Source organism: Undibacterium sp. Ji42W, assembly GCF_049340405.1.
In the GTDB taxonomy this organism is placed as follows: domain Bacteria; phylum Pseudomonadota; class Gammaproteobacteria; order Burkholderiales; family Burkholderiaceae_D; genus Undibacterium.
In genome coordinates this window covers 224,293-249,861 of the sequence record NZ_JBMPOV010000006.1, presented here as the reverse complement: position 1 = coordinate 249,861, position 25,569 = coordinate 224,293, and the positions used below count along the sequence as shown (strand labels likewise).

The 25,569-nt window shown below is 51.1% G+C and carries 28 protein-coding genes; 5 read left to right on the top strand and 23 right to left on the bottom strand.

All coding sequences use genetic code 11. The features are described 5' to 3' along the window. Positions 1–300: 300 nt before the first annotated feature. A complete protein-coding gene (gene rpoH, locus ACO0LG_RS15185) occupies positions 301–1,197 on the top strand; it encodes an RNA polymerase sigma factor RpoH (protein WP_423027744.1) in 897 nt (298 codons plus the stop codon). 153 nt (positions 1,198–1,350) lie between these two features. Here rpoH and ACO0LG_RS15180 read toward each other — a convergent pair whose 3' ends face one another. From ACO0LG_RS15180 to ACO0LG_RS15160, 5 genes are read right to left on the bottom strand one after another with little or no spacing between them, the layout of a single operon-like run. After that, on the bottom strand, positions 1,351–1,914 hold the full coding sequence (locus tag ACO0LG_RS15180; protein WP_423027999.1) for an SCO family protein: 564 nt from the start codon (positions 1,912–1,914) through the stop codon (positions 1,351–1,353). 23 nt (positions 1,915–1,937) lie between these two features. Then, positions 1,938–2,822 carry a heme o synthase gene (gene cyoE / locus ACO0LG_RS15175; RefSeq protein WP_423027742.1) on the bottom strand — a complete coding sequence of 295 codons (885 nt, stop codon included), beginning with the start codon at positions 2,820–2,822 and terminating at the stop codon, positions 1,938–1,940. After that, positions 2,819–3,910, bottom strand: a complete 1,092-nt coding sequence (locus ACO0LG_RS15170) for a COX15/CtaA family protein (RefSeq protein ID WP_423027740.1) — start codon at positions 3,908–3,910, stop codon at positions 2,819–2,821. Before ACO0LG_RS15170 ends, cyoE begins: the two co-directional genes overlap by 4 nt. 20 nt (positions 3,911–3,930) lie before the next feature. Further along, the gene (locus tag ACO0LG_RS15165) at positions 3,931–4,536 is read right to left on the bottom strand and encodes an SCO family protein (protein WP_423027738.1); all 606 of its coding nucleotides are present in this window, start codon (positions 4,534–4,536) and stop codon (positions 3,931–3,933) included. Then, the gene (locus tag ACO0LG_RS15160; RefSeq protein WP_423027736.1) at positions 4,523–5,236 is read right to left on the bottom strand and encodes an SURF1 family protein; all 714 of its coding nucleotides are present in this window, start codon (positions 5,234–5,236) and stop codon (positions 4,523–4,525) included. Before ACO0LG_RS15160 ends, ACO0LG_RS15165 begins: the two co-directional genes overlap by 14 nt. Before the next feature lie 62 nt (positions 5,237–5,298). On the opposite strand from ACO0LG_RS15160, the gene ACO0LG_RS15155 reads away from it, so the two are divergent. Beyond that, positions 5,299–5,499 (top strand): twin transmembrane helix small protein, encoded by a 201-nt coding sequence (locus ACO0LG_RS15155; RefSeq protein ID WP_110256438.1) that lies wholly within the window; start codon positions 5,299–5,301, stop codon positions 5,497–5,499. A gap of 145 nt (positions 5,500–5,644) precedes the next feature. Here ACO0LG_RS15155 and ACO0LG_RS15150 read toward each other — a convergent pair whose 3' ends face one another. The 7 genes from ACO0LG_RS15150 to ACO0LG_RS15120 form a co-directional block, all read right to left on the bottom strand. Further along, positions 5,645–6,505, bottom strand: a complete 861-nt coding sequence (locus tag ACO0LG_RS15150; RefSeq protein ID WP_423027734.1) for a cytochrome c oxidase subunit 3 — start codon at positions 6,503–6,505, stop codon at positions 5,645–5,647. 39 nt (positions 6,506–6,544) lie between these two features. Next, positions 6,545–6,760, bottom strand: a complete 216-nt coding sequence (locus ACO0LG_RS15145; protein ID WP_422950249.1) for a DUF2970 domain-containing protein — start codon at positions 6,758–6,760, stop codon at positions 6,545–6,547. Then, positions 6,757–7,353, bottom strand: coding sequence for a cytochrome c oxidase assembly protein (locus ACO0LG_RS15140; protein WP_423027726.1), 597 nt, complete (start codon positions 7,351–7,353; stop codon positions 6,757–6,759). The genes ACO0LG_RS15145 and ACO0LG_RS15140 overlap by 4 nt, the downstream gene beginning before the upstream one ends. A gap of 12 nt (positions 7,354–7,365) precedes the next feature. Further along, positions 7,366–7,473, bottom strand: coding sequence for a cytochrome oxidase small assembly protein (locus ACO0LG_RS15135; protein WP_423027722.1), 108 nt, complete (start codon positions 7,471–7,473; stop codon positions 7,366–7,368). 46 nt (positions 7,474–7,519) lie between these two features. Continuing rightward, entirely contained in the window at positions 7,520–9,103 is a 1,584-nt protein-coding gene (ctaD, locus tag ACO0LG_RS15130) for a cytochrome c oxidase subunit I (protein ID WP_423027720.1), read from the bottom strand. Between the two features lie 23 nt (positions 9,104–9,126). Beyond that, on the bottom strand, positions 9,127–10,314 hold the full coding sequence (coxB, locus tag ACO0LG_RS15125; RefSeq protein ID WP_423027718.1) for a cytochrome c oxidase subunit II: 1,188 nt from the start codon (positions 10,312–10,314) through the stop codon (positions 9,127–9,129). Between the two features lie 222 nt (positions 10,315–10,536). Beyond that, positions 10,537–11,451, bottom strand: a complete 915-nt coding sequence (locus ACO0LG_RS15120) for a methyltransferase domain-containing protein (protein ID WP_423027716.1) — start codon at positions 11,449–11,451, stop codon at positions 10,537–10,539. A gap of 69 nt (positions 11,452–11,520) precedes the next feature. On the opposite strand from ACO0LG_RS15120, the gene ACO0LG_RS15115 reads away from it, so the two are divergent. The 3 genes from ACO0LG_RS15115 to ACO0LG_RS15105 all read left to right on the top strand — a co-directional run bounded on the left by ACO0LG_RS15115 (position 11,521) and on the right by ACO0LG_RS15105 (position 15,429). Beyond that, on the top strand, positions 11,521–12,285 hold the full coding sequence (locus ACO0LG_RS15115; RefSeq protein ID WP_423027714.1) for a phosphoribosyltransferase family protein: 765 nt from the start codon (positions 11,521–11,523) through the stop codon (positions 12,283–12,285). A gap of 9 nt (positions 12,286–12,294) precedes the next feature. Beyond that, positions 12,295–12,765: a tRNA (uridine(34)/cytosine(34)/5-carboxymethylaminomethyluridine(34)-2'-O)-methyltransferase TrmL gene (gene trmL / locus ACO0LG_RS15110; protein ID WP_423027712.1), complete on the top strand. Its 471-nt coding sequence runs from the start codon at positions 12,295–12,297 to the stop codon at positions 12,763–12,765. 183 nt (positions 12,766–12,948) lie between these two features. Then, positions 12,949–15,429 carry a sensor domain-containing protein gene (locus tag ACO0LG_RS15105; RefSeq protein WP_423027710.1) on the top strand — a complete coding sequence of 827 codons (2,481 nt, stop codon included), beginning with the start codon at positions 12,949–12,951 and terminating at the stop codon, positions 15,427–15,429. On the opposite strand, the gene rfaE2 is transcribed toward ACO0LG_RS15105, so the two are convergent. The 11 genes from rfaE2 to ssuD form a co-directional block, all read right to left on the bottom strand. Beyond that, a complete protein-coding gene (gene rfaE2 / locus ACO0LG_RS15100; RefSeq protein ID WP_423027708.1) occupies positions 15,426–15,905 on the bottom strand; it encodes a D-glycero-beta-D-manno-heptose 1-phosphate adenylyltransferase in 480 nt (159 codons plus the stop codon). The genes ACO0LG_RS15105 and rfaE2 overlap by 4 nt on opposite strands. A gap of 339 nt (positions 15,906–16,244) precedes the next feature. Next, complete coding sequence (locus ACO0LG_RS15095; RefSeq protein WP_423027706.1) at positions 16,245–17,108, bottom strand: ferritin-like domain-containing protein; 864 nt, start codon at positions 17,106–17,108, stop codon at positions 16,245–16,247. Positions 17,109–17,419: 311 nt separating this feature from the next. After that, complete coding sequence (locus ACO0LG_RS15090; RefSeq protein WP_423027704.1) at positions 17,420–18,352, bottom strand: CysB family HTH-type transcriptional regulator; 933 nt, start codon at positions 18,350–18,352, stop codon at positions 17,420–17,422. A gap of 18 nt (positions 18,353–18,370) precedes the next feature. Next, positions 18,371–19,435: a sulfate/molybdate ABC transporter ATP-binding protein gene (locus ACO0LG_RS15085; protein WP_422950239.1), complete on the bottom strand. Its 1,065-nt coding sequence runs from the start codon at positions 19,433–19,435 to the stop codon at positions 18,371–18,373. Between the two features lie 20 nt (positions 19,436–19,455). After that, positions 19,456–20,349 (bottom strand): sulfate ABC transporter permease subunit CysW, encoded by an 894-nt coding sequence (gene cysW / locus ACO0LG_RS15080; protein ID WP_423027702.1) that lies wholly within the window; start codon positions 20,347–20,349, stop codon positions 19,456–19,458. A 2-nt stretch (positions 20,350–20,351) separates the two neighbouring features. Next, a complete protein-coding gene (gene cysT, locus ACO0LG_RS15075) occupies positions 20,352–21,206 on the bottom strand; it encodes a sulfate ABC transporter permease subunit CysT (protein ID WP_423027700.1) in 855 nt (284 codons plus the stop codon). A 272-nt stretch (positions 21,207–21,478) separates the two neighbouring features. After that, the gene (locus ACO0LG_RS15070) at positions 21,479–22,324 is read right to left on the bottom strand and encodes an EAL domain-containing protein (protein WP_423027698.1); all 846 of its coding nucleotides are present in this window, start codon (positions 22,322–22,324) and stop codon (positions 21,479–21,481) included. Positions 22,325–22,349: 25 nt separating this feature from the next. Beyond that, the gene (locus ACO0LG_RS15065; protein ID WP_110256421.1) at positions 22,350–22,565 is read right to left on the bottom strand and encodes a TOBE domain-containing protein; all 216 of its coding nucleotides are present in this window, start codon (positions 22,563–22,565) and stop codon (positions 22,350–22,352) included. Positions 22,566–22,580: 15 nt separating this feature from the next. Continuing rightward, on the bottom strand, positions 22,581–23,504 hold the full coding sequence (locus ACO0LG_RS15060) for an ATP-binding cassette domain-containing protein (RefSeq protein WP_423027997.1): 924 nt from the start codon (positions 23,502–23,504) through the stop codon (positions 22,581–22,583). After that, positions 23,504–24,379 carry an aliphatic sulfonate ABC transporter permease SsuC gene (ssuC, locus tag ACO0LG_RS15055; protein ID WP_423027995.1) on the bottom strand — a complete coding sequence of 292 codons (876 nt, stop codon included), beginning with the start codon at positions 24,377–24,379 and terminating at the stop codon, positions 23,504–23,506. Before ssuC ends, ACO0LG_RS15060 begins: the two co-directional genes overlap by 1 nt. An 18-nt stretch (positions 24,380–24,397) precedes the next feature. Further along, positions 24,398–25,543, bottom strand: a complete 1,146-nt coding sequence (gene ssuD / locus ACO0LG_RS15050) for an FMNH2-dependent alkanesulfonate monooxygenase (RefSeq protein ID WP_423027993.1) — start codon at positions 25,541–25,543, stop codon at positions 24,398–24,400. Positions 25,544–25,569: the final 26 nt, after the last annotated feature.

The following is a 25,569-nucleotide window of genomic DNA, read 5'->3' as shown; positions in this document are numbered from 1 at the left end:
CTTGCTGATACTTAGTGATCGCGAGGGGTCGCTAGTGATCTCTCACACTTGCAGCAATCTGAGCATCGTGATTTTGCAACAGGCTTTTACAATTTGCATCGAATTGATTGCAACTTTCCATCCAGGCATCTATCTAAGTACTATACATGCTGTAAATGAATGCTTGTTTTTCAATAGATTTATTTGATGAACTTCATAGAATCTGAGTATTAGCACTCTTCTCAAGAGAGTGCTAATATAGAAGCTTGAAAGTGCCAAAAGGAGTAATTGATACTCTTAAGGCAGCAATAAGGAGGAAAAATGGCAACTACATCGACACAATTGATCCCTGCAACTGACAGCACTGCTCTGGCCCTTGGCTTTAGTGGTACGCTGGGGAATATTGATGCCTATATCTCTGCAGTCAACCGTCTGCCTATGCTTACGCATCAGGAAGAGATTGACTTTGCAAACAAATTGCGTCATGACAATGACCTGGCTGCTGCGCAGCAACTGGTTATGTCGCATCTGCGCCTGGTTGTGTCTATCGCCCGTGGTTATCTCGGCTATGGCTTGCCCCATGCTGACTTGATCCAGGAAGGCAATATCGGCCTGATGAAAGCCGTCAAGCGTTTTGACCCTGACCAGGGTGTACGTCTGGTGTCCTATGCCATGCACTGGATCAAAGCTGAAATGCATGAGTACATTTTGAAAAATTGGCGTTTGGTCAAGGTAGCAACAACCAAAGCACAGCGCAAATTGTTCTTTAACCTGCGCAGCCATAAAGAGGGCCTGGACGCGATGACACCCAAGCAAATTGATGCCCTGGCATCAACGCTGGATGTCAAACGCGAAGAAGTCATCGAAATGGAAATGCGTTTGTCCGGTCATGATATTGCCCTGGATGCACCGACGGATGATGACGATGAGAAATTTGCTCCTATCGCTTATCTGAAAACTGAGTCCGACGAGCCTACCCGTGTTCTGGAAACACGCCAGTATGACCGTCTGCAAAGCGAAGGCCTGGAATCTGCATTGTCCAAGCTGGATGCACGCTCACGCCACATCATAGAATCACGCTGGTTGAAAAATGATGATGGTACAGGCTCTACCCTGCACGAACTGGCCGATGAATACGGTGTATCTGCCGAACGCATACGCCAGATCGAAAGCGCAGCCCTGAAGAAAATGAAGGGTAGCCTCAGCAGTTTTGCATAATCAACACATACTGTAGCAAAAGAAAAAGGCACTCGCGAGAGTGCCTTTTGTTTTATCCAGCGGCTTTGTGGCCAGTTTTGTGGTTGATCGTGCGGCCGGTTTCTTGGCGGGTTTCGTGACATGAATGCCACCTGCTTTGTGTTGTCTGCCGCCTTATTTCAGCAGGATGTTCAAATCATGGGCAACAGGTTCTGCCCCCTGTCCATGGCGCAAGAATAAACGTATGCGCCCCTGAGGATCAAATACATAACTACCCGCAGTATGGTCCATGGTATAGCTGCTGGCAGTCTTGCCTTCTACCTTTTGATAAAACACCTTGAATTCTTTGGCGACTTTGGCAGTTGCTGCGGCATCGCCATACAAACCCAGGAAGCGCTTATCGAAATTGGGTACATAGCTGGCCAGCAAAGCCTGGGTATCACGTTCAGGATCCAGGGTCACAAACAGAACCTGCACCTTGTCAGCATCAGGACCCAGCAATTTCATGACACTCGCCATTTCTGCCATCGTCGTCGGGCAAACATCCGGGCATTGGGTGTAGCCAAAAAAGATGACTACCGCCTTACCCTTGAAGTCTGCCAGGCTGCGTGCCTTGCCATTGTGATCTGTCAGCGCAAAATCTTTGGCATAATCGAGGCCGGTCAGGTCAGTGTTATTGAATTTTTCCTGCGCAGGCATGCAGCCAGATAAGCCCAGCAAACTCAGCGCCATCAGCATGCAGGCCAGATGATTCAGAATTTTCATAGCTTGATATAGTGATCAATCAACAAGGCTGCAAACAGCAGGGACAGGTAGATAATGGAATAGGCAAAAGTCTTGCGTGCCAGTATATCGTCATAGTGTTTGTAAATACGCCATGCATACCAGAGGAAAATCAGCCCCAGGATGATCGCGCTGACCAGGTAAATCAGACCGCTCATATGCACCGCATAGGGCAGCATGGTGGTGGCAAACAGCGCTATCGTATACAGCCAGATGTGGAAGCGGGTAAATTCCAGGCCATGCGTAATCGGCAACATCGGCAGGCCGGAACGTGCATAATCATCGCGCCTGTACATGGCCAGCGCCCAGAAATGCGGTGGCGTCCAGACAAAGATGATCAACACCAGCAACCAGGCCTGCATGGGCACATCGTTTGCCACCGCCGCCCAACCCAGCGCCGGCGGCATGGCCCCTGACAAACCACCAATGACGATGTTCTGCGGTGTTGCGGGTTTCAGGATGATGGTGTAAATGACAGCATAGCCGACAAAGGTAGCAAAAGTCAGCCACATGGTCAGGGGATTGACCATGGTATACAAAACCCACATCCCCATGCCACCGATAACACCAGAGAACACCAGGGTTTGCGGCACAGTGATTTCCCCCTGGGCAGTTGCGCGGCGCGCAGTTCTTGCCATGCGAGAATCAATTTCTTTTTCCACCAGGCAATTTACGGCAAAAGCCGCACCCGCCAGCAGCCAGATACCGATGGTGGCGGAAACAACCACGCGCCAGTCAGGCAAGTCTGGCGTTGCCAGGAACATGCCGATGACGGCGCAAAATACCGCAAGCTGGGTCACACGAGGCTTGGTCAAAGCCCAGTACTGAGCCAGTCGGTTGGAAGGCAAACTTAAAGTGGTCATGATCTATCTTTGGCAGCGGCAAGGCTCACATGCCTTATGCGGTAGTTTAACATGGTCAGCAAGAGCACGAGCATGGCAGCCATCCCATTATGCAAAACTGCCAGCAGCAAAGGCCAGGAAAAAAAGACGGTAGAAATGCCTATGATGGATTGAGCAAGAATGGCGAGTAAGATGTGGCGGCCGAGCTTTTCCAGCCCGGCAATCCTGCGCGCCCTAAGCGCTGCCCAGAGACAGACTGCAACTACCAGTAAGGCAAAGTTCCTGTGCACCCAGTGAATGGCAACCAGGGCATTAAAAGGCAAATAATCACCATTCACGGTCTGCCCTAGCTGGCGCCAGAGGCTGAAACCATGTTCAAAATCCATCGCCGGTATTACCTGACCATTGCACATAGGGTAATCCTGGCAAGCCAAAGCTGCATAATTAGTGCTCACCCACCCGCCCAGAGTGATTTGCATAAACACCAGCAATAAAGCCAGGCTTGCTGGCCATAGCATGCGCCTGCCATCGGCGGCGGCAATGCTGCGGCCCGCCAGCGAGCTGCTTTGCTGTTCAAGACTGGCACTGAGCAGGGCAAGCAAACCCATACCCAGGATGAGGTGAGTGGTCACTATAACGGGTTGCAGCTTCAGGGTGACAGTCCAGGCACCAAAAGCGCCTTGCAGGCAAACAAAGAACAAGAGAAAAGTCGCCAGCCAGGGGCTGGTTTCAAGTTGCCGGCGGCGTACCCAGGCGATAATCATCTGCACAATAATCAGTATGCCCACACTCATGGCCAGATAGCGATGCACCATTTCTATCCAGGCTTTTTGCAAAGTCACGGGGCCAGTGGGCATGGCAATTTCTGCCGCCTTGATCGCAGCATGGGATTGCAAGGGGTTGGACTGGCCATAGCAACCTGGCCAATCCGGGCAACCCAGGCCAGAGTCTGTCAGGCGGGTAAATGCGCCAAACATGATAAGCTCAAAAGTCAGTGTGACCGTGACCGCGATGAGCTTGCGGTATTTGTTCTTTTCTTTGGACAAGAACACCATACTCGCCGGTATTACCGCGACCATCAATGCTGTCAATGCAATCTGCAACCACATGATTATTGTTAACCTATTGTTTAACCTATCGCTGACGCACGCAATAATTTGCTGAGGTCTTTTTTGATCTTGTTGGCATCTGCATTTTTTTGATAGCGCATCATCAGATTACCACGCGGATCTATCAAGTAAATATGGTCGCTGATCTGGGTGTCGCTTTCGGTCGGCAACCAGGCTTTGAGGGCGGCAGCATCGACCTTGAGCATGCGGGCACCGTCGTGCTGGCGTATCAGCATGGTATCGATAGGCGCATCGTCGGTAATCAGCCAGACGCGTTCTATCCTGTCCATTTCCTTGCCCTGGGCAGTGCGCAACTGGCGGATATCATACATTCTTTTCTGGCAAGCCTCGGCACAGGCACCGCTATCTACCTGCAGCATCAGCCATTTGCCTTTATAGGCTTCCAGGCCAATCACGGGATCAGTCGCCGCAGCACCCAGCAGATGGCCGGCCAGTTTGGGCATGGGGTAGTTGCGTGGGTCAAGAATAGTGCCGTAATTAGTGCGGCCCGCGGGCTTGATGACGTAATAAGCCAGATAGGAAAAAACCATGGGGGCGGCACAGACTGCCAGCACCATCAATAATTTCCAGCGACCATTCAACTTTTGCTTTTCAGTTTTTTCCACGACGAAATCCAGTCACAACAAAAAATAATAAGGCCATCAAAGCCAGCGCGTACCATTGAAAGGCATAGCCCCTGTGCTTGACAGCGCCTGCCGATGGCATGGGCCATTCGCGCGAGAGGCCATCGTTTTCCAAAGAAGTTTGTTCCAGCACAAAGGGATAGAAATCCCAGCGCGTCTGCTTTGCCAAAGCTTCCACATCGATATTTTGCAAAAGGCTGCCCGGTTTGACCACCTCGGCCTGACCGAGTTGCATGACCCGCTCCAGCCTGTCCCTGAGCATGCCTTCCAGCACGACCTGCCCACCTGCTGCGGGAATATCCGGCATATGCATCCTGTCACGCGCATCACGCGGGTGCCAGCCGCGGGCTATCAAGACGTATTTGCTGCTATTGGCGAGCTTGAAAGGCATCAGTACATACAAACCGGCTTTCCCCTGCAGGGGGCGGTTATCCAGATACAAGGGCCATTCGCGTATGAATTGTCCGCTGACCTGCAGCTTGCGAAACGCCTGCAACTGCTCGGGCGGCGTTTGCGCATTCAACACCAGCGCAGGCAAATGCTGGCGCTCGGCCATTTGCGCTGCCAGCGTTTCTTTTTCTTCTGCCCTGTGGGTCTGCCATTGCGCCAAGGCGATGCCCAGACTAGCCAGCAGCAGGCAGGCAATAAACGGAATCAGGCGGAAACGGAAGGAAATAGGCATTCAGGTATTAAGGCATTACAATACAGGAGTCGATCAATCAAAAGCACCAACAATAACCGAGTATGAAAATTCTTGTCGCCATCGCTTTTTTCCTTATCCTGTTCAGCCTGGGGTCTGCCTTGGTTTACCTGATGAAAGACAAGGGAAAAAGCAATCGCACGGTCAAAGCACTGGCCTTCAGGGTCGGGTTTTCCATCACCCTGTTTTTGCTGATCTTGCTGGCCAATCATTTTGGCCTGATACAGCCAACCGGAATCAGGTAAGCACTTTCAGCATCCGTTGCGCTTACAGTCAACATCCACTGCACTCATCCTGCTAAAACCACCTACACGATTTCATCTATATAAAAAAGCCGCACTAACTGTGCGGCTTTTTTACGCTATCTTTTAACGCTACTAAAGTTTGCTGTTACAGCCAGTAGACCACAACGTACAAACCCAGCCAGACCACGTCAACAAAGTGCCAGTACCAGGCAGCGCCTTCGAAAGCGAAATGGTGTTCAGGCGTGAAATGGCCTTTCATGACACGGTACAAGACCACCGACAACATGATCGCACCCATGGTCACATGGAAACCGTGGAAACCGGTCAACATGAAGAAAGTGGAACCATAGATACCAGAAGTCAGTTTCAGGTTCAGTTCGCTATAAGCGTGCATGTATTCGTAAGCCTGGAAGCCCATGAACACTGCACCCAGCAAGACTGTGGCAAACAACCAGATGGCAGTCTTGGCACGGTGACCTTCACGCAGGGCGTGGTGAGAAATCGTCAGCGTCACCCCAGAAGTCAGCAACAAAGCTGTATTGATCGTAGGAATAGGGAAAGGGCCCATGGTCTTGAAGGCTTCGACGGTACCAGCCGGGCCAACATTACCCCAGTTGGCAGCAAAATCAGGCCACAAGACTTTGTGATCCAGATCAGCCAGCCAAGGCATGGATATAGTACGTGCATAGAACAATGCGCCAAAGAAGGCCGCAAAGAACATCACTTCAGAGAAGATGAACCAACTCATGCTCCAGCGGAAGGAGACATCAATACGGGCACTGTATTTGCCGCCTTCAGATTCAGCAATCGCATCACCAAACCAGTTATACAAGACCACCAGTGTCAGGATAATACCGGCGAAGTTCAGATAAGAACCCCAGGCCAGACCGTTGACCCAGGCAGAAGCACCGATCATCGTCAGCAATAAAGTGGTGCCACCCAGTACTGGCCATTTGGATGGGCCAGGCACAAAATAGTATGGCGCATTAGCGTGTTGAGAACTCATTTCCATCTCCCGATGCAATTTAATGTACTACTTGAATTGTTATTTTGCGACTACATGTCTGACTATCATGATCAACACTGATATGAAAATCAACGCACCTATGATGCCAGCAATAATCACATGAACAGGATTCAACTGCGCTGCATCCTGCTCATAATCAGTTTTCTTGCGTATTCCCAAAAACGACCAGAATACGGCTTTCATCGTCGCCAAAAACGAAGCCTTGCGCTTGCTTGCGTCTTTTAAATCTGTCATGACTTACCCTGTCCCTCACCAGATGCAGCAGATGCTGCCTGTGGCTTGACGCCTACTTCAAAGAAAGTATAAGACAAGGTAATCGTCTTCACATCTTTGGGCAAGGCCGGGTCCAGATAAAACACCACCGGCATTTGCCTTGCTTCATTTGGTCCCAGAGTCTGCTGCTTGAAACAAAAGCATTCCATTTTCTTGAAGTAATTGCCAGCCTGTTGTGGTGCGTAGCTAGGTATGGCCTGCGCATCCATCTTGTAAGACTGCTTGTTGACTACTTCATAAACGATTTGTGTCATTTCACCGGGGTGCACTTTCATGCTCGCCACGGTAGGACGAAAACGCCACGGGCCTTGCGTATTTGCATCAAACTCCACCGTTACTTCACGGCTTCTGTCGATCTGCGAATTGGATATTTCTTTGACCGAGATATCCTTGGGCGTCAGTATATTCACGCCCGTCAATTCACAAATCTGCTTGTAGATGGGTACCAAAGCATAACCAAATCCAAACATCATCAAGGCGATTACCAGCAACTTGCCCAGCATTTTCGCATTCAGTTTGTTCTTGCCAACGACACTGGATTCCTCTTGCGACATGAAGCTATCCTATCAGCGTAACCAGATCTGCTTGATGAAGACACCAGCAAAGAACACCAGTGCCACAGAAAACAGAATGATGGCAGTTCGCAAGTTATTCGGTTTTTTCTTGTTACTCATTTTTTTCTTGCTCCAGCAAAACCGGAGCAAGCCTCAGCAACAAACATTATTTGAATTCTGGTGGTTCTTCAAAAGTATGGAAAGGCGCAGGGCTAGGCACTGTCCATTCCAGACCTTCAGCACCATCCCATGGTTTCGCTGCTGCTGGTATCCCGCCTTTGATGGACGGGATGACCACTGCCAGGATGAAGTACACCTGCATCAAACCGAAACCAAACGCACCGACAGTAGCAACCTGATTGAAATCAGTGAATTGCGCAGGGTAGTCGGCATAGCGACGTGGCATACCGGCCAGGCCCAGGAAGTGCATAGGGAAGAAGGTCACGTTGAACCAAACCAGCGAACCCCAGAAGTGGATCTTGCCGCGCAGTTCGTTGTACATGAAACCTGTCCACTTTGGACTCCAGTAGTAGTAACCAGCGAACAGAGCAAACAGGGAGCCCGCCACCAACACATAGTGGAAATGGGCAACCACGTAATAAGTATCCTGCAACTGGATATCAATCGGTGTTACCGCCAGGATCAGGCCAGTAAAGCCGCCCATGGTGAACACGAAGATAAAGCCGACTGCAAACAACATAGGTGTCTCGAAAGTCATCGAGCCTTTCCACATCGTCGCAACCCAGTTAAACACTTTCACGCCGGTAGGTACCGAGATCAGCATGGTGGCATACATGAAGAACAACTGTGCCGTCACTGGCATACCGGTTGTAAACATGTGATGCGCCCAGACGATGAAGGACAGGATCGCGATGGATGCTGTTGCATACACCATCGATGCATAACCAAACAAAGGTTTGCGGGCAAATGCAGGAACGATCTGGGAAACGATACCGAAGGCTGGCAAAATCATGATGTACACCTCTGGATGTCCGAAGAACCAGAAAATGTGTTGGTACATGACAGGGTCGCCGCCACCAGCTGCATTAAAGAAGGAGGTACCAAAATGACGGTCAGTCAGCGTCATCGTGATCGCACCGGCCAGAACTGGCATTACAGCGATCAGCAGATAAGCGGTAATCAACCAGGTCCAGCAGAACATCGGCATCTTCATTAACGTCATGCCAGGAGCGCGCATGTTCAGGATGGTGGTGATGATGTTGATGGAACCCATGATGGAAGACGCACCCATGATGTGGACAGCGAAAATCGCCATGTCCATGCCTGGGCCCATTTGTGTGGACAATGGTGCATACAGTGTCCAGCCAGCAGCAGTAGCGCCGCCAGGTGCCAGGAAGGAACCCATCAGCAACAAGGCTGCCGGAGGCATGAGCCAGAACGAAAAGTTGTTCATGCGGGCAAATGCCATATCAGACGCGCCGATTTGCAGAGGGATCATCCAGTTAGCGAAACCAACGAAAGCTGGCATGATCGCGCCGAAAACCATGACCAGACCATGCATGGTGGTCAACTGGTTAAAGAACTCAGGTTGCATGAGTTGCAGGCCGGGCTGGAACAATTCACTGCGGATACCGAGGGCCATGACGCCACCGGCCAGCAACATCGTGAAGGCGAACCACAGATACAGGCTACCGATATCTTTATGGTTGGTTGCAAACAACCAACGCTGCCAACCATGTGGGTGGTCATGCGCGTGGTCGTGAGCGTGATCAGCTGTAGTAGTGCTCATCTTTTCTCCTGTTCTTCCTGTTATTACTTACGCGCAGCCAAAACTTCAGCTGGTTGGACGATGTTTTCAGTAGCCTTGTTAGACCAGTTATTGCGAGTGTAAGTGATCACAGCAGCAATTTCCGTGTCAGACAAAGAAGCTTTCCAGGCCGGCATAGCATTTTTACCATTCAGCAAAATACCGATTTGCGCTGCTTTTGGACCTGTCACAACAGCAGAACCATCAAGGGCAGGGAATTGGCCCGGAACACCTTTACCTGTAGCCTGATGGCAAACTGCACAATTTGCGGTGTAGACTTTTTCACCACGTTGTTTTAGCTCATCAACAGTCCAGACCTTGCTGGGATCATCGGCCTTGGCGGCCATTTCTTTTTTCTTGGTATCTACCCATTTTTTGTAGTCATCGTCAGAAACGACATTGACAACGATAGGCATGAAAGCATGTTCTTTACCGCACAGCTCTACGCACTGACCACGGTAAGTACCGATTTTTTCAGCTTTGAACCAGGTGTCACGGACGAAACCAGGAATCGCATCCTGTTTCACGCCGAAGGCGGGAATAGTCCAGGCATGGATAACGTCATTGGCGGTAGTAATAATGCGGACTTTCTTGTTGACCGGTACCACGACTTCATTATCGACTTCGATGAGGTAATTGTCGCCACGTTTTTCTGTCGGCTCAACACCAGGTGCGCCAACCTGGGTACGGGGAGTAGCCAGTGTCGATAGGAAGGAAATGCCTTCGCCTTCGCCCTTCAGGTAGTCATAGCCCCATTTCCATTGCATGCCAGTAGCTTTAATGGTGATGTCGGCGTTCGAGGTATCTTTCATTGCAACAACAGTTTTTGTTGCTGGCAAAGCCATGCCGATAACGATGATGAAAGGGACGATGGTCCAGAGTATTTCTACTGTTGTACTTTCATGGAAAGTGGCAGGCTTATGACCAACAGATTTACGGTGTTTCACTATGGAGTAAAACATCACCCCGAAAACCGCCACAAAAATGGCCAGACAGATATACAGCATCAGGTTATGGATGTCATAAATATCTTGGGCAATTTTTGTAACTGGTTGCTGCAGGTTTAACTGCTTGACTGCTGGCCCGCCCTTCATATCCACTACTGGACCATTGACCACCGCCCACGTTGGCAGACTTGCCGCCAAGAGCGAGGCACCCAGCATGAACGACTTTAATCGCTTAGCATGTTTCATGAATTTCCCCAAAACCCGATTAGAATTCTTTTAACAGAGCGCCAGGGACACAAATTCAAAATATTTTCAAATGCGTACCGGCAACTTCCACAACTGCGAGAGTATAAGGCGTAAAGCAGGGTGATATCAAGCAGAATACATGCGCGCCATCTATGATTTCGCTCAAATGTAACAACGATTTATGAAGAAATTTTACAGTTTTTCTTGATTTATTGATCTGGATTAAGTTGGTTTTTTAGGCAAGTCAAAACGGACTATGGATTCACCGGCGGCAGTTTTACGGTTCACAGGCCGGAAAGCATGGCCGTACACCACTTCCAGCGTCAGGGCTATGCGCCCATCGGCATCTTTGCGCTTATCCAGCGCTGCCAGCAAGCGTGTATGGGCTTTGCGGCCCAGCAAGGCTTGTCTACGTGTCATCAACGGATTGCCGCCAAGGGCACGCACGTCTTCCAACAATTTATCGGCACGGCCATAGGTCAGCGTGATTTTTTCCATATCCATGACCGGAGTGGAGAAACCTGCATTGACCAGCATATCGCCAAAATCATGCATATCTACAAAGGGTAGAATGTGTGGCAAATCGTCCACTTCGGCAAAGGCCTGGCGCAATTCCATCAAAGTGTCCGGGCCAAAGCAGGAAAACATCAGCAGGCCATCAGTGCGCAAGACCCTGCGCCATTCGGCGAACACCAGATCGGGCTGGGGATGCCAGTGCAACGCCAGATTCGACCAGATCAGATCGACGCTGGTATTTGCCATAGGCAAGCGGGCAAAGTCTGCACACAGCAAATACTGGCTAGCGTCCTGGCGCAAGGCCGCAGGCGTCCATTTTGATAATAAACGTCCGACAGCGCTCTTGGCAGCCAGATGCTTGTCCCTGCCGGCCTCCAGCATGGACAACGATGCATCAATACCATAAGCCAGTGCAGTTGGATAGTATTTTTGCAATTCAGCGATATCATCGGACTCGCCACAACCGGCATCCAGCAGGGCGGCAGGCTGGATTTTGACCAATTCCAGTTTTTCACGCATGCGCGTGGCTATTTCGCGACGCAAAAAGTCGGAAGGGCGGATTTTTGTCGCATCGGCAAACAGGCGGCGCACCAGTTGCAGATTGATAGGAGCACTCAACATAGGCAAAATGATAATGAATTACGTTTTTCTTCAAGCTGGCAGTTTACACGCTTGTATACTGATGTGCCCATGATCACAAACAAACTCAAAATAAGCTGGCAAATGAGCTGGAAACTGAGCTGGAAAAAAGGCATCGCTGCCCTGATACCAAATTCCTGCGCCCTGTGCCGCCTGGACAGCAGCGATGTGGTTTGCAGCGCATGCCATGCCAGCTACTTCAAAGTTAAACAGCTGCGTTGCCTGCAATGTGCCTTGCCCCTGCCGCCCGCCAGTGCCAGCCCACGCTGTGGAGATTGCCTCAGTAATCCACCGGCTTTTGACCGGACAGTGAGCGTCTGCGACTATGCCGCCCCTCAAGATCAGTTGATACTGTCTTTGAAGTTTGCCCATCAACTGGCGCTGGCGCCCTGGTTTGCCCGCATGCTGAGAGACAGCATATTGCAGCAACAAGGCCATGAATTGCCGGATCTGCTGTGTGCCGTGCCCCTTGGTAAAGACAGGCTGGCGGAGCGCGGTTTCAACCAGGCTTGGGAAATTACCCGGCCGCTGGCGAAGCATCTGGGCATAGCGGCCAATATGCATCTCCTGCAACGCAGCAGGAACACTGTAATGCAAAGCAGCTTGCCAAATGCCGCCAGGGCACGCAATGTCAAAAATGCCTTCTGTGTCGATGACAGCCTGCAAGAAAGCCTGCGCGGTATGCATGTGGGTATCGTTGATGATGTCATGACTACTGGCATGACCCTGCATGAAATCGCTACAATGCTGAAACGTTACGGTGCAGCCAAAGTAACAGCGTATGTTTTTGCCCGCACCCTTCCCCATATTCACTAAGGAATCACCTTGTTTCATGTCGTCCTGGTCGAACCAGAAATACCGCCAAATACTGGCAACATCATCCGCCTGTGCGCCAACACAGGTGTACAACTGCATTTGATAGAGCCGTTAGGCTTTCCTCTGGACGATAGCAAAATGAAACGCGCGGGTCTCGATTATCATGACTATGCGACCATGAAAGTGCATAAGAACTGGGCAGAATTCTGTGCCAGCGAGCAGCCTGACAAAAGCCGGATGTTTGCCATGACCACCCATGGTTCCACAGCTTTTGCGAATCTCGCCTTCCAGCCAGGTGATTATTTTGTGTTTGGTGCAGAAACCCGCGGACTCGCTCCTGAATTGCGCGAATCCTTCCCGGCCGGCCAACGCATACGTCTGCCTATGCGGCCAGACAACCGCAGCCTGAATTTATCCAATACGGTGGCAGTCGTGGTGTATGAGGCCTGGCGTCAGAATGGTTTTGCAGGCGGCAGTTGATACCAGTCCAGCATTTCTATTGCTGCTTTATTGCCGCAGGTCAATTATCCAAATTACCACACCCATCTTGAAATTTACTGCATTTTCCACGGAATCCTTTAGCATGCTTGCAGGAAAGCAGATTCCAGACAATGATAATTGGGCACCCAACACAGGGCGTGGACCCAAGGCCAGGACAAGATCGTGCAAAATTCGGGAATTGAGCAATTTGAAGACAATCTTCAGCAACTGCGGCACTTGATTGATGCCCTGCCCGTCTGCATTTCTTATGTTGATGCCAATTACCACTATCAATTCATTAATCAGGTATATATAGACTGGTTTGGCGTACCCCGCTCTGCAGTCATCAACAAGCATATGGCAGAAGTCATAGGCGAAGAAGCTTTTCAGCATGTACTGCCTCAGGTAAAGCTTGCACTGTCAGGAGAAAGCGTTGCCTACGAAACCACCGTGCCCTATCTGCACGGTGGTGCCCGCAATATCTCAGCCCAAGTCTTTCCTGTATTTGACCATGATGGCAGGGTCAAGGGCTGCTATGCCATGATTATTGATATCAGCCAGCGCAAGCAAAGCGAAGAGCAATTGCATTTGCACGAAGAGCGCTGGCAACTGGCGTTGGAAGGTTCAGGCGATGGTGTCTGGGACTGGTACCCACAAACGGGGATAGAAATATTGTCGGACCGCCTGCGCGAAATCTACGGCTATGAAAAAGACGAAATAGAAGATTTGTCTGAAGAACTGGACAGACGCACCCATCCTGACGACCTGAAGCAAATGTACCTGGACAGACAGGCTCACTTTGATGGCAAGACAGCGATTTATATCAATGAGCACCGCGTTCAATGCAAGGATGGCCGGTGGAAATGGATACTGACACGCGGTACCGTCATACAGCGCGATGCACAGGGCAGGCCAACCCGGGTGGTCGGCACCCACACCGACATTTCCGAGAGAAAACAGGCCGAAGTCGCTTTACGTGAAAGCGAAGAACGCCTACGCATGGCTTTATCGGCCACGCATCAGGGCTTGTATGATTTGAATGTACCGACTGGCGATGCCATAGTCAGCCCGGAATATGCGCTCATGCTGGGTTATGCTCATGACGACTTTCAAGAAAATAAAAAGAACTGGATCGCCAGGGTACATCCTGACGATCTTCCTGCAGCGGCACGCGCTTTCCGTGAACACCTGGAAGGCAAGAGCGATGAATACCGCGTCGAATTCCGGCAAAAGAAAGCCAGCGGCGAATGGGGCTGGATATTGTCGGTCGGTGCCGTCGTGGAATGGAACAGGGATGGCCGGGCGCAACGCATGCTCGGCACGGTGCTAGATATCACGGAAAAGAAAAAAACCGAAGCCCTGATATGGCAGCAGGCGAATATCGATACCCTGACGGGCCTGCCGAACCGGCGCATGTTTTATGACAGGCTGGACCACGACATCAAGCTTAGCAAACGCCGTGACCTGGCGCTGGCGGTGCTGTTCATCGACCTGGATTTTTTCAAGGAAGTCAATGATACTCTCGGCCATGCAACAGGTGACGCCTTGCTGATAGAAGCGGCATACCGCCTGCGTCAATGCGTCAGGGAGAGCGATACCGTGGCCCGCCTCGGTGGCGACGAATTCACCGTCTCGCTACCAGAAATGCATGAACAAAACCGCGCCGAGACCATCGCGCAAAATATCATACGTAGCATGTCTACGCCTTTCCAGCTGGCAGGTGAAGAAATCTATTTGGCTGCCAGCGTGGGCATCACCATGTATCCGCGTGATGCTGACAACCTGGATGACCTCATCAAGCATGCCGATCAAGCCATGTACGCAGCAAAAGCACAGGGCAGGAATCGCTTCAGTTATTTCACTCCCGGCCTGCAAACTGCCGCGCTGGCACGCTTGCGCATGACCAATGATTTGCGTGCTGCAATTGCAGACAACAGTTTGCGCGTGTATTTCCAGCCCATCGTCGATATCCATAGCGGGAAAATACAAAAAGCCGAAGCCCTGGTGCGCTGGCCGCATGCGCAGCAAGGCTTCATCAGCCCCATGGAATTCATCCCCATTGCAGAAACCAGCGGCCTGATTATCGCTATCGGTGATCTGGTATTCCGCGAGGCGTTGCGCTGGGTCAAAAAGTGGCGCGCGCTGTATCGCGCCGACTTCCAGATCAGCATCAACCAGTCGCCGATGGAATTCCAGGGTGACCAGGAACGTTATATCAACTGGATACATGAGCTGGCGCTACAAAACCTGCCTGGTCAGGCTATCAGCGTAGAAATTACCGAAGGCTTATTGCTCGATGCCAGCCAGAAAATCACCAGCAAACTCTTGCAGTTCCGCGATGCCGGGATACAGGTAGCGCTGGATGATTTTGGGACTGGCTATTCTTCACTGTCCTACCTGAAGAAATTCGATATCGACTATCTCAAGATAGACCAGTCCTTCATCCGTAACCTGGCAACAGATGCCAGTGATATTGCCTTGTCTGAAGCCATCATCATGATGGCGCACAAGCTGGACTTGAAGGTCATCGCCGAAGGGGTAGAGACGCAACAGCAGCATGACTTGCTCAAACAGGCTGGTTGCGATTTTGCGCAAGGCTATCTATTCTCGACACCTGTACCGCCAGAAGAATTTGAGCTTTTGCTCCAGCAAGAAAAAACTTAAGCGCCAGATCGCACTTTGGCCAGCAATTTGCTGGTCGAACGGTCATGCTCAAAATCGATGGCTGCCACCGTACCACCATAGGCCAGCACAGCCTGACCTTCTGGTATGGCTGTCATGTCGTAATCGCCACCTTTGACATACACATCAGGATGCGCTGCCAGTACTGCCTGCAACGCGGTATCCTCATCAAATTCCACCACCAGGCTCACAGACTCCAACGCTGCCAGTACCGCCATGCGGTCTCCACAGGAATTAACCGGCCTGTCATCACCCTTGCCCAGTCGCTTGACCGAGGCATCAGTATTGACCGCCACCACCAGCGAAGCACCAAATTCACGCGCATCAGCGAGATAGCTGACATGACCGCGGTGCAGGATATCGAATACGCCGTTGGTCATGACCACGGGTTTTGGTAGCTCGCGTACACGAGCCGCCAATTGCTCGCGGGTGGTGAGTTTTTTTTCGAATTCTGGCATAGGGATAATTCGGTAAATTTTTGAAAAACCACTCACCACAGAGGCACGGAGACACAGAGAAAAGCATAGAGAAAAGCAAAATCGTATTCTGTTGTAGGTTGGGCTACGTTTCATCAGCCCAACACTGTGCCTTTAATAAACGTATACGTGATTTATATGCTGAGTGTTGGGCTGATAGAGCGTAGCCCAACCTACGAATTGCAAACATTCGCATTTATTTTCTCTCTTGAATTTCTCTGTGCCCCTCTGTGCTACCTCTGTGTCTCTGTGTTGAACGGTCTTGAATTTATAAAAAAAGCCGCTAATGAATAGCGGCGATTGTACAGCTTCAAACCAGGTTTATGCAGCACTAGGCAAGCTGCCAGGCAAAATAACCAGCCTTTGTGCAACTTCCTTGCGATAGCGGTTCAAGTCTTGGACAGTTTCGAAAGTACGCTCGAACAGCAGCGACATATTGTGCAAGATGCGATCGACAACTTTCTTTTCCCATACGCCATCGAACTTGATTTGCCCATCGAGCCAGCGTTCCAGCCAGTCAGGGTCAGGCAAGCGCGACTGTATGGTGTCGTGGGGGAACAATGCCTGGTTGACATGCAGATTAGTCGGGTGCAGAGGTTTTTCTGTCCGTCGGGCAGATGCCATCAAGACACCAATTTTGGAAAACGCAGCGCGTGCCACATCACCCATTTCTGCCAGGGATTTTTTCATATAGCGCAGATAAGCACCGCCATGACGTGCTTCATCCTGGCTGATGATTTTGTAGATATGCTTGATGACAGGTTCGGTATGCCAGTCAGATGCACAGCGGTACCAGTGGTTCAGGCGTATCTCACCGCAGAAATGCAGCATCAGGGTTTCCAGCGGTGGGGCAGGATCAAACTCGAAACGTACGTTGTCGAGTTCCTTTTCAGTCGGTACCAGTTCAGGATGGAAGCGGCGCAGGTATTCCATCAGGACCAGGGAATGCTTTTGCTCTTCAAAAAACCAAATGGACATGAAAGCGCAAAAGTCACTGTCGCCACGGTTATCACGCAAGAACATTTCTGTGGCAGGCAGGGCAGACCATTCAGTAATGGCATTCATCTTGATGGTTTGCGCCTGCTCAGGCGTCAATTTGCTGGCGTCATATTTATCCCAAGGGATGTCTGACTCCATATTCCAGCGTACTTGCTCCAAAGACTTAAACAATTCAGGGTAAAGCATGGTCAACCTCTGATAAAAATTGCGGAAATTAGAATAATTTTCCTGATTTTACCAGAGAGATATGACGCCTTCACGACAGTGCCTGAATTGCTTAAAATGTAGGCTGCAACACAACAGAAAGATGAGACTTGCGCAACATTGTCCCAGCAAGGCCTTGCCTGGGAAAGCTCCCTTGCAAGGGAGCTTCGTTTCATCGGCGGACAACATGTTGTCCGAAACCCCGATTGCACCGTAGCGACGAAGCCAGTACTTTAGTACCAAATTTATTAACTGCCGGAGCTGCAACGCAGCTGGAACAGTTTTGCGCAAGTCTACACTATTTCATTTTCACTAACAGCCTGCCTTACCTCATCCCTGTCCAGATTAGGTGCAAACTGTTGTATAAATTCATAGGTATAAGCGCGCAGATAGGCGCCACGGCGTACCGCCAGTCGGGTGACATTTGATGCAAACAAATGGCTGGCTGCAATCGTCTTCAAACCATGTGCACGTTGCACTTCTATTGCCATCGATGCCACCAGACCCACACCCAGACCCAGTGCCACATATTGCTGGATAACGTCAGAATCCATGGCGGTCAGGACGATATCGGTACGCAAACCAGCCAGACGGAAGGCATCATCGATATGGCCACGGCCAGTGAAACCAACGTCATAGGTGATCAGTGGATAGTTCGCCAGATCTTCCAGTGTCAGTTCACCCTTCTCCAGCAAAGGATGGCCTTCCGGTACGACGACAACGTGATTCCATTCATAGCAGGCAAAAGAGGCCAGGTCCTTGAATTGAGACAGGCCTTCTGTCGCAATACCAATGTCAGCCTTGCCAGACAATACCCATTCGGCAATATGTTCTGGTGAACTTTGTTGCAAGGCGATGCGCACGTCCGGGAAAGCCTGACGGAAGCCTTGTACCACCTTGGGCAAGACATAACGTGCCTGGGTATGGGTAGTGGCTATCGTCAGCGTGCCCTTGGACTGGTCAGAATAGTCTTCGCCAGCCTGGCGCAGGTTTTCTGCCTCCAGCAATAATCTTTCTATGATGGGCAAAATATCCTTGCCCGGTTCGGTCAGGCCGGTCAGGCGTTTGCCATTGCGTTCGAAAATATCGACGCCGAGTTCTTCTTCCAGTTCACGGATCTGGCGGCTGACGCCGGGCTGGGACGTGAACAGCACATTTGCCACTTCAGTCAGGTTATAACCGCGGCGTGAAGCTTCACGGATAGAGCGTAATTGTTGAAAATTCATGGGGCACCTTATTCTTTATTATTGAGTGTCAACGAAGACGTGGAGACGCTTAGGTCTTACAACCAGGGCTTCACCGACTTTAAGTTTCAATTGTTCATAGCGTTCTGTAGAAATCATGGCTTCGACCAGCTCGCCGTTGTCATCTCTTTCAAGTTCCAGCTGGGCCAGCGGGCCTATGCTGTGGACGCGGCGTAATTGCACGTTGAGACCTGCGGCGCCGGGGGAATAACGGTCGATTTCCAGCTCATGCGGGCGCACATAGCCGGTACCAAAAGCATCGCGGGTTTCGGCATGGCCTGGTGCTTCAAAAGGCACACCGCCAGCATCAAGTATGCCTTCATGGATACGGCCACGGAACAGGTTCACATTACCCAGAAAGCCATACACAAAAGGCGTGGCTGGATGATGGTAGACCTCGGCAGGTGCACCAACTTGCTCAACCTTGCCATGGTTCATAAGCACGATCTTGTCAGCCACTTCCAGCGCTTCTTCCTGGTCATGCGTGACAAAAATACTGGTGACATGCAATTCATCATGTAGACGGCGCAACCAGCGGCGCAATTCCTTGCGTACCTTGGCATCCAGCGCACCGAAAGGCTCATCGAGCAAGAGCACGCGCGGTTCTACCGCCAAAGCGCGTGCCAGCGCAATGCGCTGACGCTGGCCACCCGACAATTGCGGTGGATAACGGTCAGCCAGCCAGTCGAGCTGCACCAGCTCCAGCAACTTGGTGACTTTCTCCTTGATTTCACTTTCGGATGGGCGCAGATGGCGCGGTTTGACGCGCAAGCCAAAAGCGATGTTTTCAAAAATCGTCATGTGCTTGAACAAGGCATAGTGCTGGAATACAAAGCCAACCTGGCGTTCACGTACATGCTGGGCAGAGGCATCTTGTCCGTCGAGCAAAACCTGACCACTGTCCGCATATTCCAGGCCGGCGATGATGCGCAACAGCGTGGTCTTGCCGCAACCCGATGGTCCCAGCAAGGCGGTCAGTTCACCATTCGGGAAATCCAGTGAGACATTGTCCAGTGCGGTAAAACTACCAAAGCGTTTTTGTAATTGATTAACAGCGATACTCACGGTGAACTCCCTTATTCTCTTTATTCTTGTGGCAACTGGCGATTTTCATTGGTACGCCATTCGACTAATGTTTTCAGAGCGAGTGTGAACAAGGCCAGCAAGGTCAGCAATGATGCAACAGCAAATGCGGCAGTGAAGTTGTACTCGTTATATAAAATCTCGACTTGCAGTGGCATGGTATTGGTCTCACCACGGATATGGCCGGACACTACGGATACCGCACCAAATTCGCCCATGGCACGCGCATTACACAAGATCACGCCATACAACAAACCCCATTTGATATTTGGTAAAGTCACGTACCAGAAAGTCTTCCAGCCAGATGCGCCGAGCACCAGTGCAGCCTCTTCTTCTTCACTACCCTGCGCTTGCATCAACGGGATCAGTTCACGCGCCACGAATGGGAAAGTCACAAAGATAGTTGCCAATACGATGCCAGGTACAGCAAACAAAATCTTGATTTCATGATCGCGCAACCATTCACCAAACCAGCCCTGCGCACCAAACAACAAAACGTAGATCAGACCAGAAATAACCGGTGATACCGAGAATGGCAGGTCAATCAGCGTCAGCAAGACATTTTTGCCACGGAATTCAAACTTGGCGATAGTCCATGCTGCCGCCACACCAAATACCAGGTTCAAAGGCACTGCTATGCCTGCGGCAATCAAGGTCAGTTTGATGGCTGACAAGGCGTCTGGCTCGATGATGGCAGCCAGGTAAACTTGCCAGCCTTTTTTCAGGGCTTCGGCAAAAACGGCGGCCAGTGGCACGAATAAAAACAGGGTGAGAAAAGCCAGCGCTGTCAGCGTCAAAACGACACGCACCCAGAATGGCTCCAGCGTTGCTGCGGGTGTAATTACAGGCTCATAGCGGCGCGGTGCTACAGGGGCAAGGATAGTTGCTGTAGTCATGGTCAGTCTCTTCCTGCATGTTGTCGACTGCGTGTCCATGCTTGCAGGGCATTAATCGCCAGCAACAGGCTGAATGACAGCAAGAGCATGACTACGGCAATCGCCGTTGCGCCAGCATAGTCATATTGTTCGAGTTTGGTAATCATGAACAGCGGTGTAATTTCAGAAATCATGGGCATATTGCCGGCAATAAAAATCACTGAGCCGTATTCGCCGGTGGCACGGGCAAAGGCCAGCGCAAAGCCTGTCAACAAGGCAGGCAAGATGCTGGGCAAAATCACGCGCAAGAAAGTTTGCAAATGGCTGGCACCCAGACTGACGGCAGCTTCTTCCAGTTCTTTTTCTGCTTCTTCCAGCACAGGTTGTACGGTACGCACAACGAAGGGCAGGCCGATGAAAGTCAGCGCAATCAAAATACCCAAAGGGGTGTAAGCGACCTTGATGCCCAGTGGGGTCAGCAACTTACCTATCCAGCCATTTGGTGCGTACAGGGTTGCCAGGGTAATGCCTGCAACAGCGGTAGGGAGGGCAAACGGCAAATCCACCAGTGCATCGATGAGGCGCTTGCCAGGAAACTTGTAGCGCACCAGCACCCAGGCAACGATGCCGCCGAAAAAGACATTAATCAACGCACCGAGCAGAGAAGCACCAAAAGTCAGACGGTAAGAAGCCATCACACGGTCAGAAGTGACGGTGTTCCAGAAAGCTTCCCAAGTCATGGTAAAGGTTTTCAGGAACACGGCAGAAAGCGGTATCAGGACGATCAAGCCTAGATAAAACAGGGTAAAACCCAGAGAAAGGTGAAAACCGGGCATGACCCGTCTCGCCTTTTTATTTGATCCTAGAAACTGCGCCATGCTTAGCCTTTATTACAGATATGACTATCGATGAGCAATCTTCCCAGTATTTCGTTATATAGAAAACGAATTTTTTCTTATGCTTAAATACGTTTTTCGCATATAGATTAGTCGCTAACGAGAAAAAATGCCAAAATTTATTTATAAGTCATTGAATTGGCGTTGAAGCAGGCATTTTCCTGTTTTGCTTATGCGAAAAGCAAAAAAACGCAGAGACACCTCTGCATGCATCTGCATTGGTGATCCTGCGCTTTATGTTGAGATTGAAAAACTCAGGCCAGTTTGAATTCTTCTTCGTAATGGAAGCTGAGTTTGCTTTCATCACGGCTTAGTAGCGCCGCTTTGGGTAAATCAAACAAGAAACCCTGTAACAGATAAGGGCTGGCCGTCTGGTTGGCGTCTCGCAATGCTTGCAGACGTTTCTGGTTTTCTATACGGCGGAAGATAATGTGACATTGGGCCCGGTCGGCCTGCTCCAGCAAACACACCTGGGCCTCCGCGTCATTGGCGAGGCTGATATCAACCTTGATGGAAGCGGGCCGTACGCGTTCCAGCAAGTCTGATGCCTGCTCCAGGCTGGCAGCATGCAAACCTATGCGGAAGCCATTGCGCCGGTAGTTCTCTGCAACATGGGTCAACACCCAGCGCTGGCTGGGCGTGATCAAAGGCAGTTGCAAGACGATATCAGGGTGTGGCAATTCCAGCACATCAAGGATGCGGCGAAATGCCATGCCATGATTGCCCTCCACTGCGGCCAGCAAGCGGCTATGCACACTCAGATACAGATCCAGATTGACACTTTCTGGCTGTCGGTAAAAATTCAGGGTATGCAAGAGCCGGCACAGTCTGTCCAACTCTACCGACTCATCATCATTGGCGGCGTTTTCCAGCAATTTCCAGATATTCAGGCCCTGGTCATCGCTGGCATAGCTTCGTGCATAGGCCTCATAGGCAACAATACGGCCATCATCACCAGCACGTATGGCCTGGAAGGCGCTGGTCAGAGTGGAGTTAAAATAGCGTCCGCGTGCACGCCCTTGCTCATCCAGCCACAAGTTGGTGGTTGCCAGCGTACTTTGCAGACGACTCAGGTAGTTTTGCAATGCGGGATAATGCATGCCTGCCTCAGCTTAAAAATTCTATCTATAACTTGGCGATAGAAACTTCTGTCGCTTTTACCAGCGCCACGACTTCTGAACCGATGACCAGGTTCAAGTCTTTGATGGAGCGTGTAGTAATGACAGAAGTAACGATGCCTGCGGGTGTCTCGACATCGACCTCGGACACAACAGATCCCTCGATGATGGCTTTGATCTTGCCGCGAAATTGATTACGTACATTGATAGCTTGTATGCTCATGATGATTCCTTAAAGTTAAATAGCCCAGGCAACCTGATGCACTGTTCTGTGCAAGGAAAGATCGCCGAGTTCTGTGTCGGGTGTTACCGAAGGTTTTTGTAATACGCGCTGCAAGATACGTTCTTCCAGCTCGGCAAATGTTGGATTGCCACGCGCGCGTGGGCGGGGTAAGTCGATTCTGGTATCGAGTGTGATCTGGCCATCTTCTATCAGGATCACACGGTCTGCCAGGGCGATGGCTTCCTGTACATCGTGGGTCACCAGTACAGCAGTGAAACCACGCTGCTGCCACAGGTTTTCAATCAGGTTTTGCATTTCAATGCGGGTCAGCGCATCAAGTGCGCCCAAAGGTTCATCAAGTAATAACAGGGCCGGTTCATGCACCAGTGCCCTTGCCAGCGCAACACGCTGACGCTGTCCACCGGACAATACCGATGGCCACTCGTCAGCGCGCTCTGCCAGCGCGACCTTTTCCAGAGCCTGACGGGCCCTGGTCTTGTCACTGCCCAGACCCAGTGCCACGTTAGCAATAACAGATTTCCACGGCAACAGGCGAGAATCCTGGAACATCACCCTGGTATCTGGTTTCTTTTGCGATTGTTCTGCTCCAAATTCCAGGCTACCGCTATCCGCTTGTTCCAGTCCTGCAATCAGGCGTAGCAAAGTACTCTTGCCACAACCACTGCGGCCTATGACAGCGACAAACTCACCCGCCTCTATTTGCAAGTTCAGTGACTTTAATACCTGACGCCCCTGATAAGATTTTTGTATGAGACGCAGATTAAGTGCAGTGCCACTGCTGCCCACATCACTCCCCACATCATCAGATGCAGCTGCCCATTCACCTTTGGCAGTCTGTTCCCAGCCACCATCCAGCTCTTCACGCAAAGCGACGATTTCTGCAACGGCGTTGATGGGAAACTCTGTCAATTGACGCATCATGCTGCCCTCCCCTGATATCCCGGATGCCAGCGCAGGCAATATTGCTCCAATGCACGCGAGAGTACATCTGCCAGTTTGCCCAGCAATGCATATAAAAGTATCCCGACCAGCACGACATCGGTTTGTAAAAATTCACGCGCATTCATGGTCATATAACCTATGCCAGCCTGGGCAGAAATGGTTTCTGCGACAATCAACAAGACCCACACCAGGCCAAGGGAAAAACGCACACCGACCAGTATCGAAGGCAAAGCGCCCGGCAAGATCACATCACGGTATAAAGCCCAGCCAGACAAACCATAGCTTTGCGCCATTTCTATCAAGCCTTTATCGACGGTGCGTATGCCATGAAAAGTATTCAGATAAACGGGAAAGAACACGCCCACCGACACCAGGAACAGCTTGGCCATTTCATCGATACCAAACCATAAGATCACCAGTGGTATCAAAGCCAGGGCAGGAATATTCCTGACCATTTGCAGCGTTGTGTCTAGCAAGGTTTCTGCAAAACGAAAACTGCCTGTCAGCAAACCCAGCAAGAGACCCAACCCGCCGCCAACCGCAAAGCCGGATATCGCCCGCCATAAACTGGTCTTGGCATGCACCCAGATTTCGCCAGAAACAGCCAGTGTCCAGAATGCTTTTACCACTGCCAGTGGTTCAGGCAAGATACGGCTGGACAACCAGCCAGTCTGCGCCGCCAGTTGCCAGATCAGGATCAATGTTACTGGCACCAGCCATGGCAAACCTCGCTTCAGCAGACGCACGCTGGCCTGGCGAAAGACATCCGGCTTTTTTGCGGCAAACTGTGCGTTATGGGTAGAGCTACCCTGCGCATAGGTGGCAGCAAATTCGCTCACTTCAGTAATCATTGGTCCCATATTGCCTCCCTAGCTTTGCGATACCTTGGGGACGATGCCATTGGCCATGACCTCACCAAACGGGCCTGTCAGGCTATTAGCAACGCCGGGTACTTCCTTGCCTATCAGGGGGAATACCAGTTCTGAAAAACGGTAAGATTCTTCCAGATGCGGGTAACCCGAGAAAATAAAGGTGTCGATGCCAAGCGCCTGATATTCCTTGATGCGCGCGGCGACAGTTTCAGGGTCACCCACCAGGGCCGTGCCAGCACCACCGCGCACCAGGCCTACGCCCGCCCACAAGTTAGGCGACACTTCCAGTTTGTCGCGCTTGCCACCATGCAGGGCGATCATGCGTTGCTGGCCGACTGAATCCATTTTGGCGAATGCTTTCTGCGCACGGGCGATGACTTCGTCATCGACATAGCGAATCAGGTCGTCTGCGGCTTTCCAGGCTTCATCGCTGGTTTCGCGCACGATCACATGCAGGCGTATACCAAAGCGCAATGTCCTGCCATGTTTGGCTGCGCGTTCACGCATGTCGGCAATCTTGGCGGCCACTGCTGCGGGTGGTTCACCCCAGGTCAGATAGACATCTACCTGTTCTGCCGCCAGTTCATGTGCCGGTTCAGAAGAACCACCAAAATACAGCGGCGGGTAAGGTTTCTGTATCGCCGGGTACAAGGTTTTTGCGCCCTTGACGGTAATGTGCTCGCCTTCGAAATCATAACCGGCGTCACCACCTTCTCCAGCCAGTGACGCACGCCAGACGCGCAAGAATTCGTCGGTGATTTCGTAACGCTTTTCATGATCGGCAAATACGCCATCAGCTTCCAGCTCGCCTTGGTCACCACCAGTGACGATATTGATCAGCAAGCGTCCCTTGGATAAACGGTCAAAGGTGGCAGCCATGCGCACTGCCAAACCTGGGCTACTCAACCCAGGACGTATCGCCACCAGGAATTTCAACTTGCTGGTCGCGCCTATCAAACTGGAGGCAACCACCCAGGCATCTTCGCAAGAGCGGCCAGTGGGCAATAGCACGCCGTCATAACCCTGGGTGTCAGCGGCGACGGCAATCTGCTTCAAGTAGTCGAAGCTGACCTGACGTGCGCCCTGGCTGGTACCAAGATAACGGCTATCACCATGGGTGGGTATAAACCAGAATACATTCAAACTCATTATTCTCTCCTGTATATTTT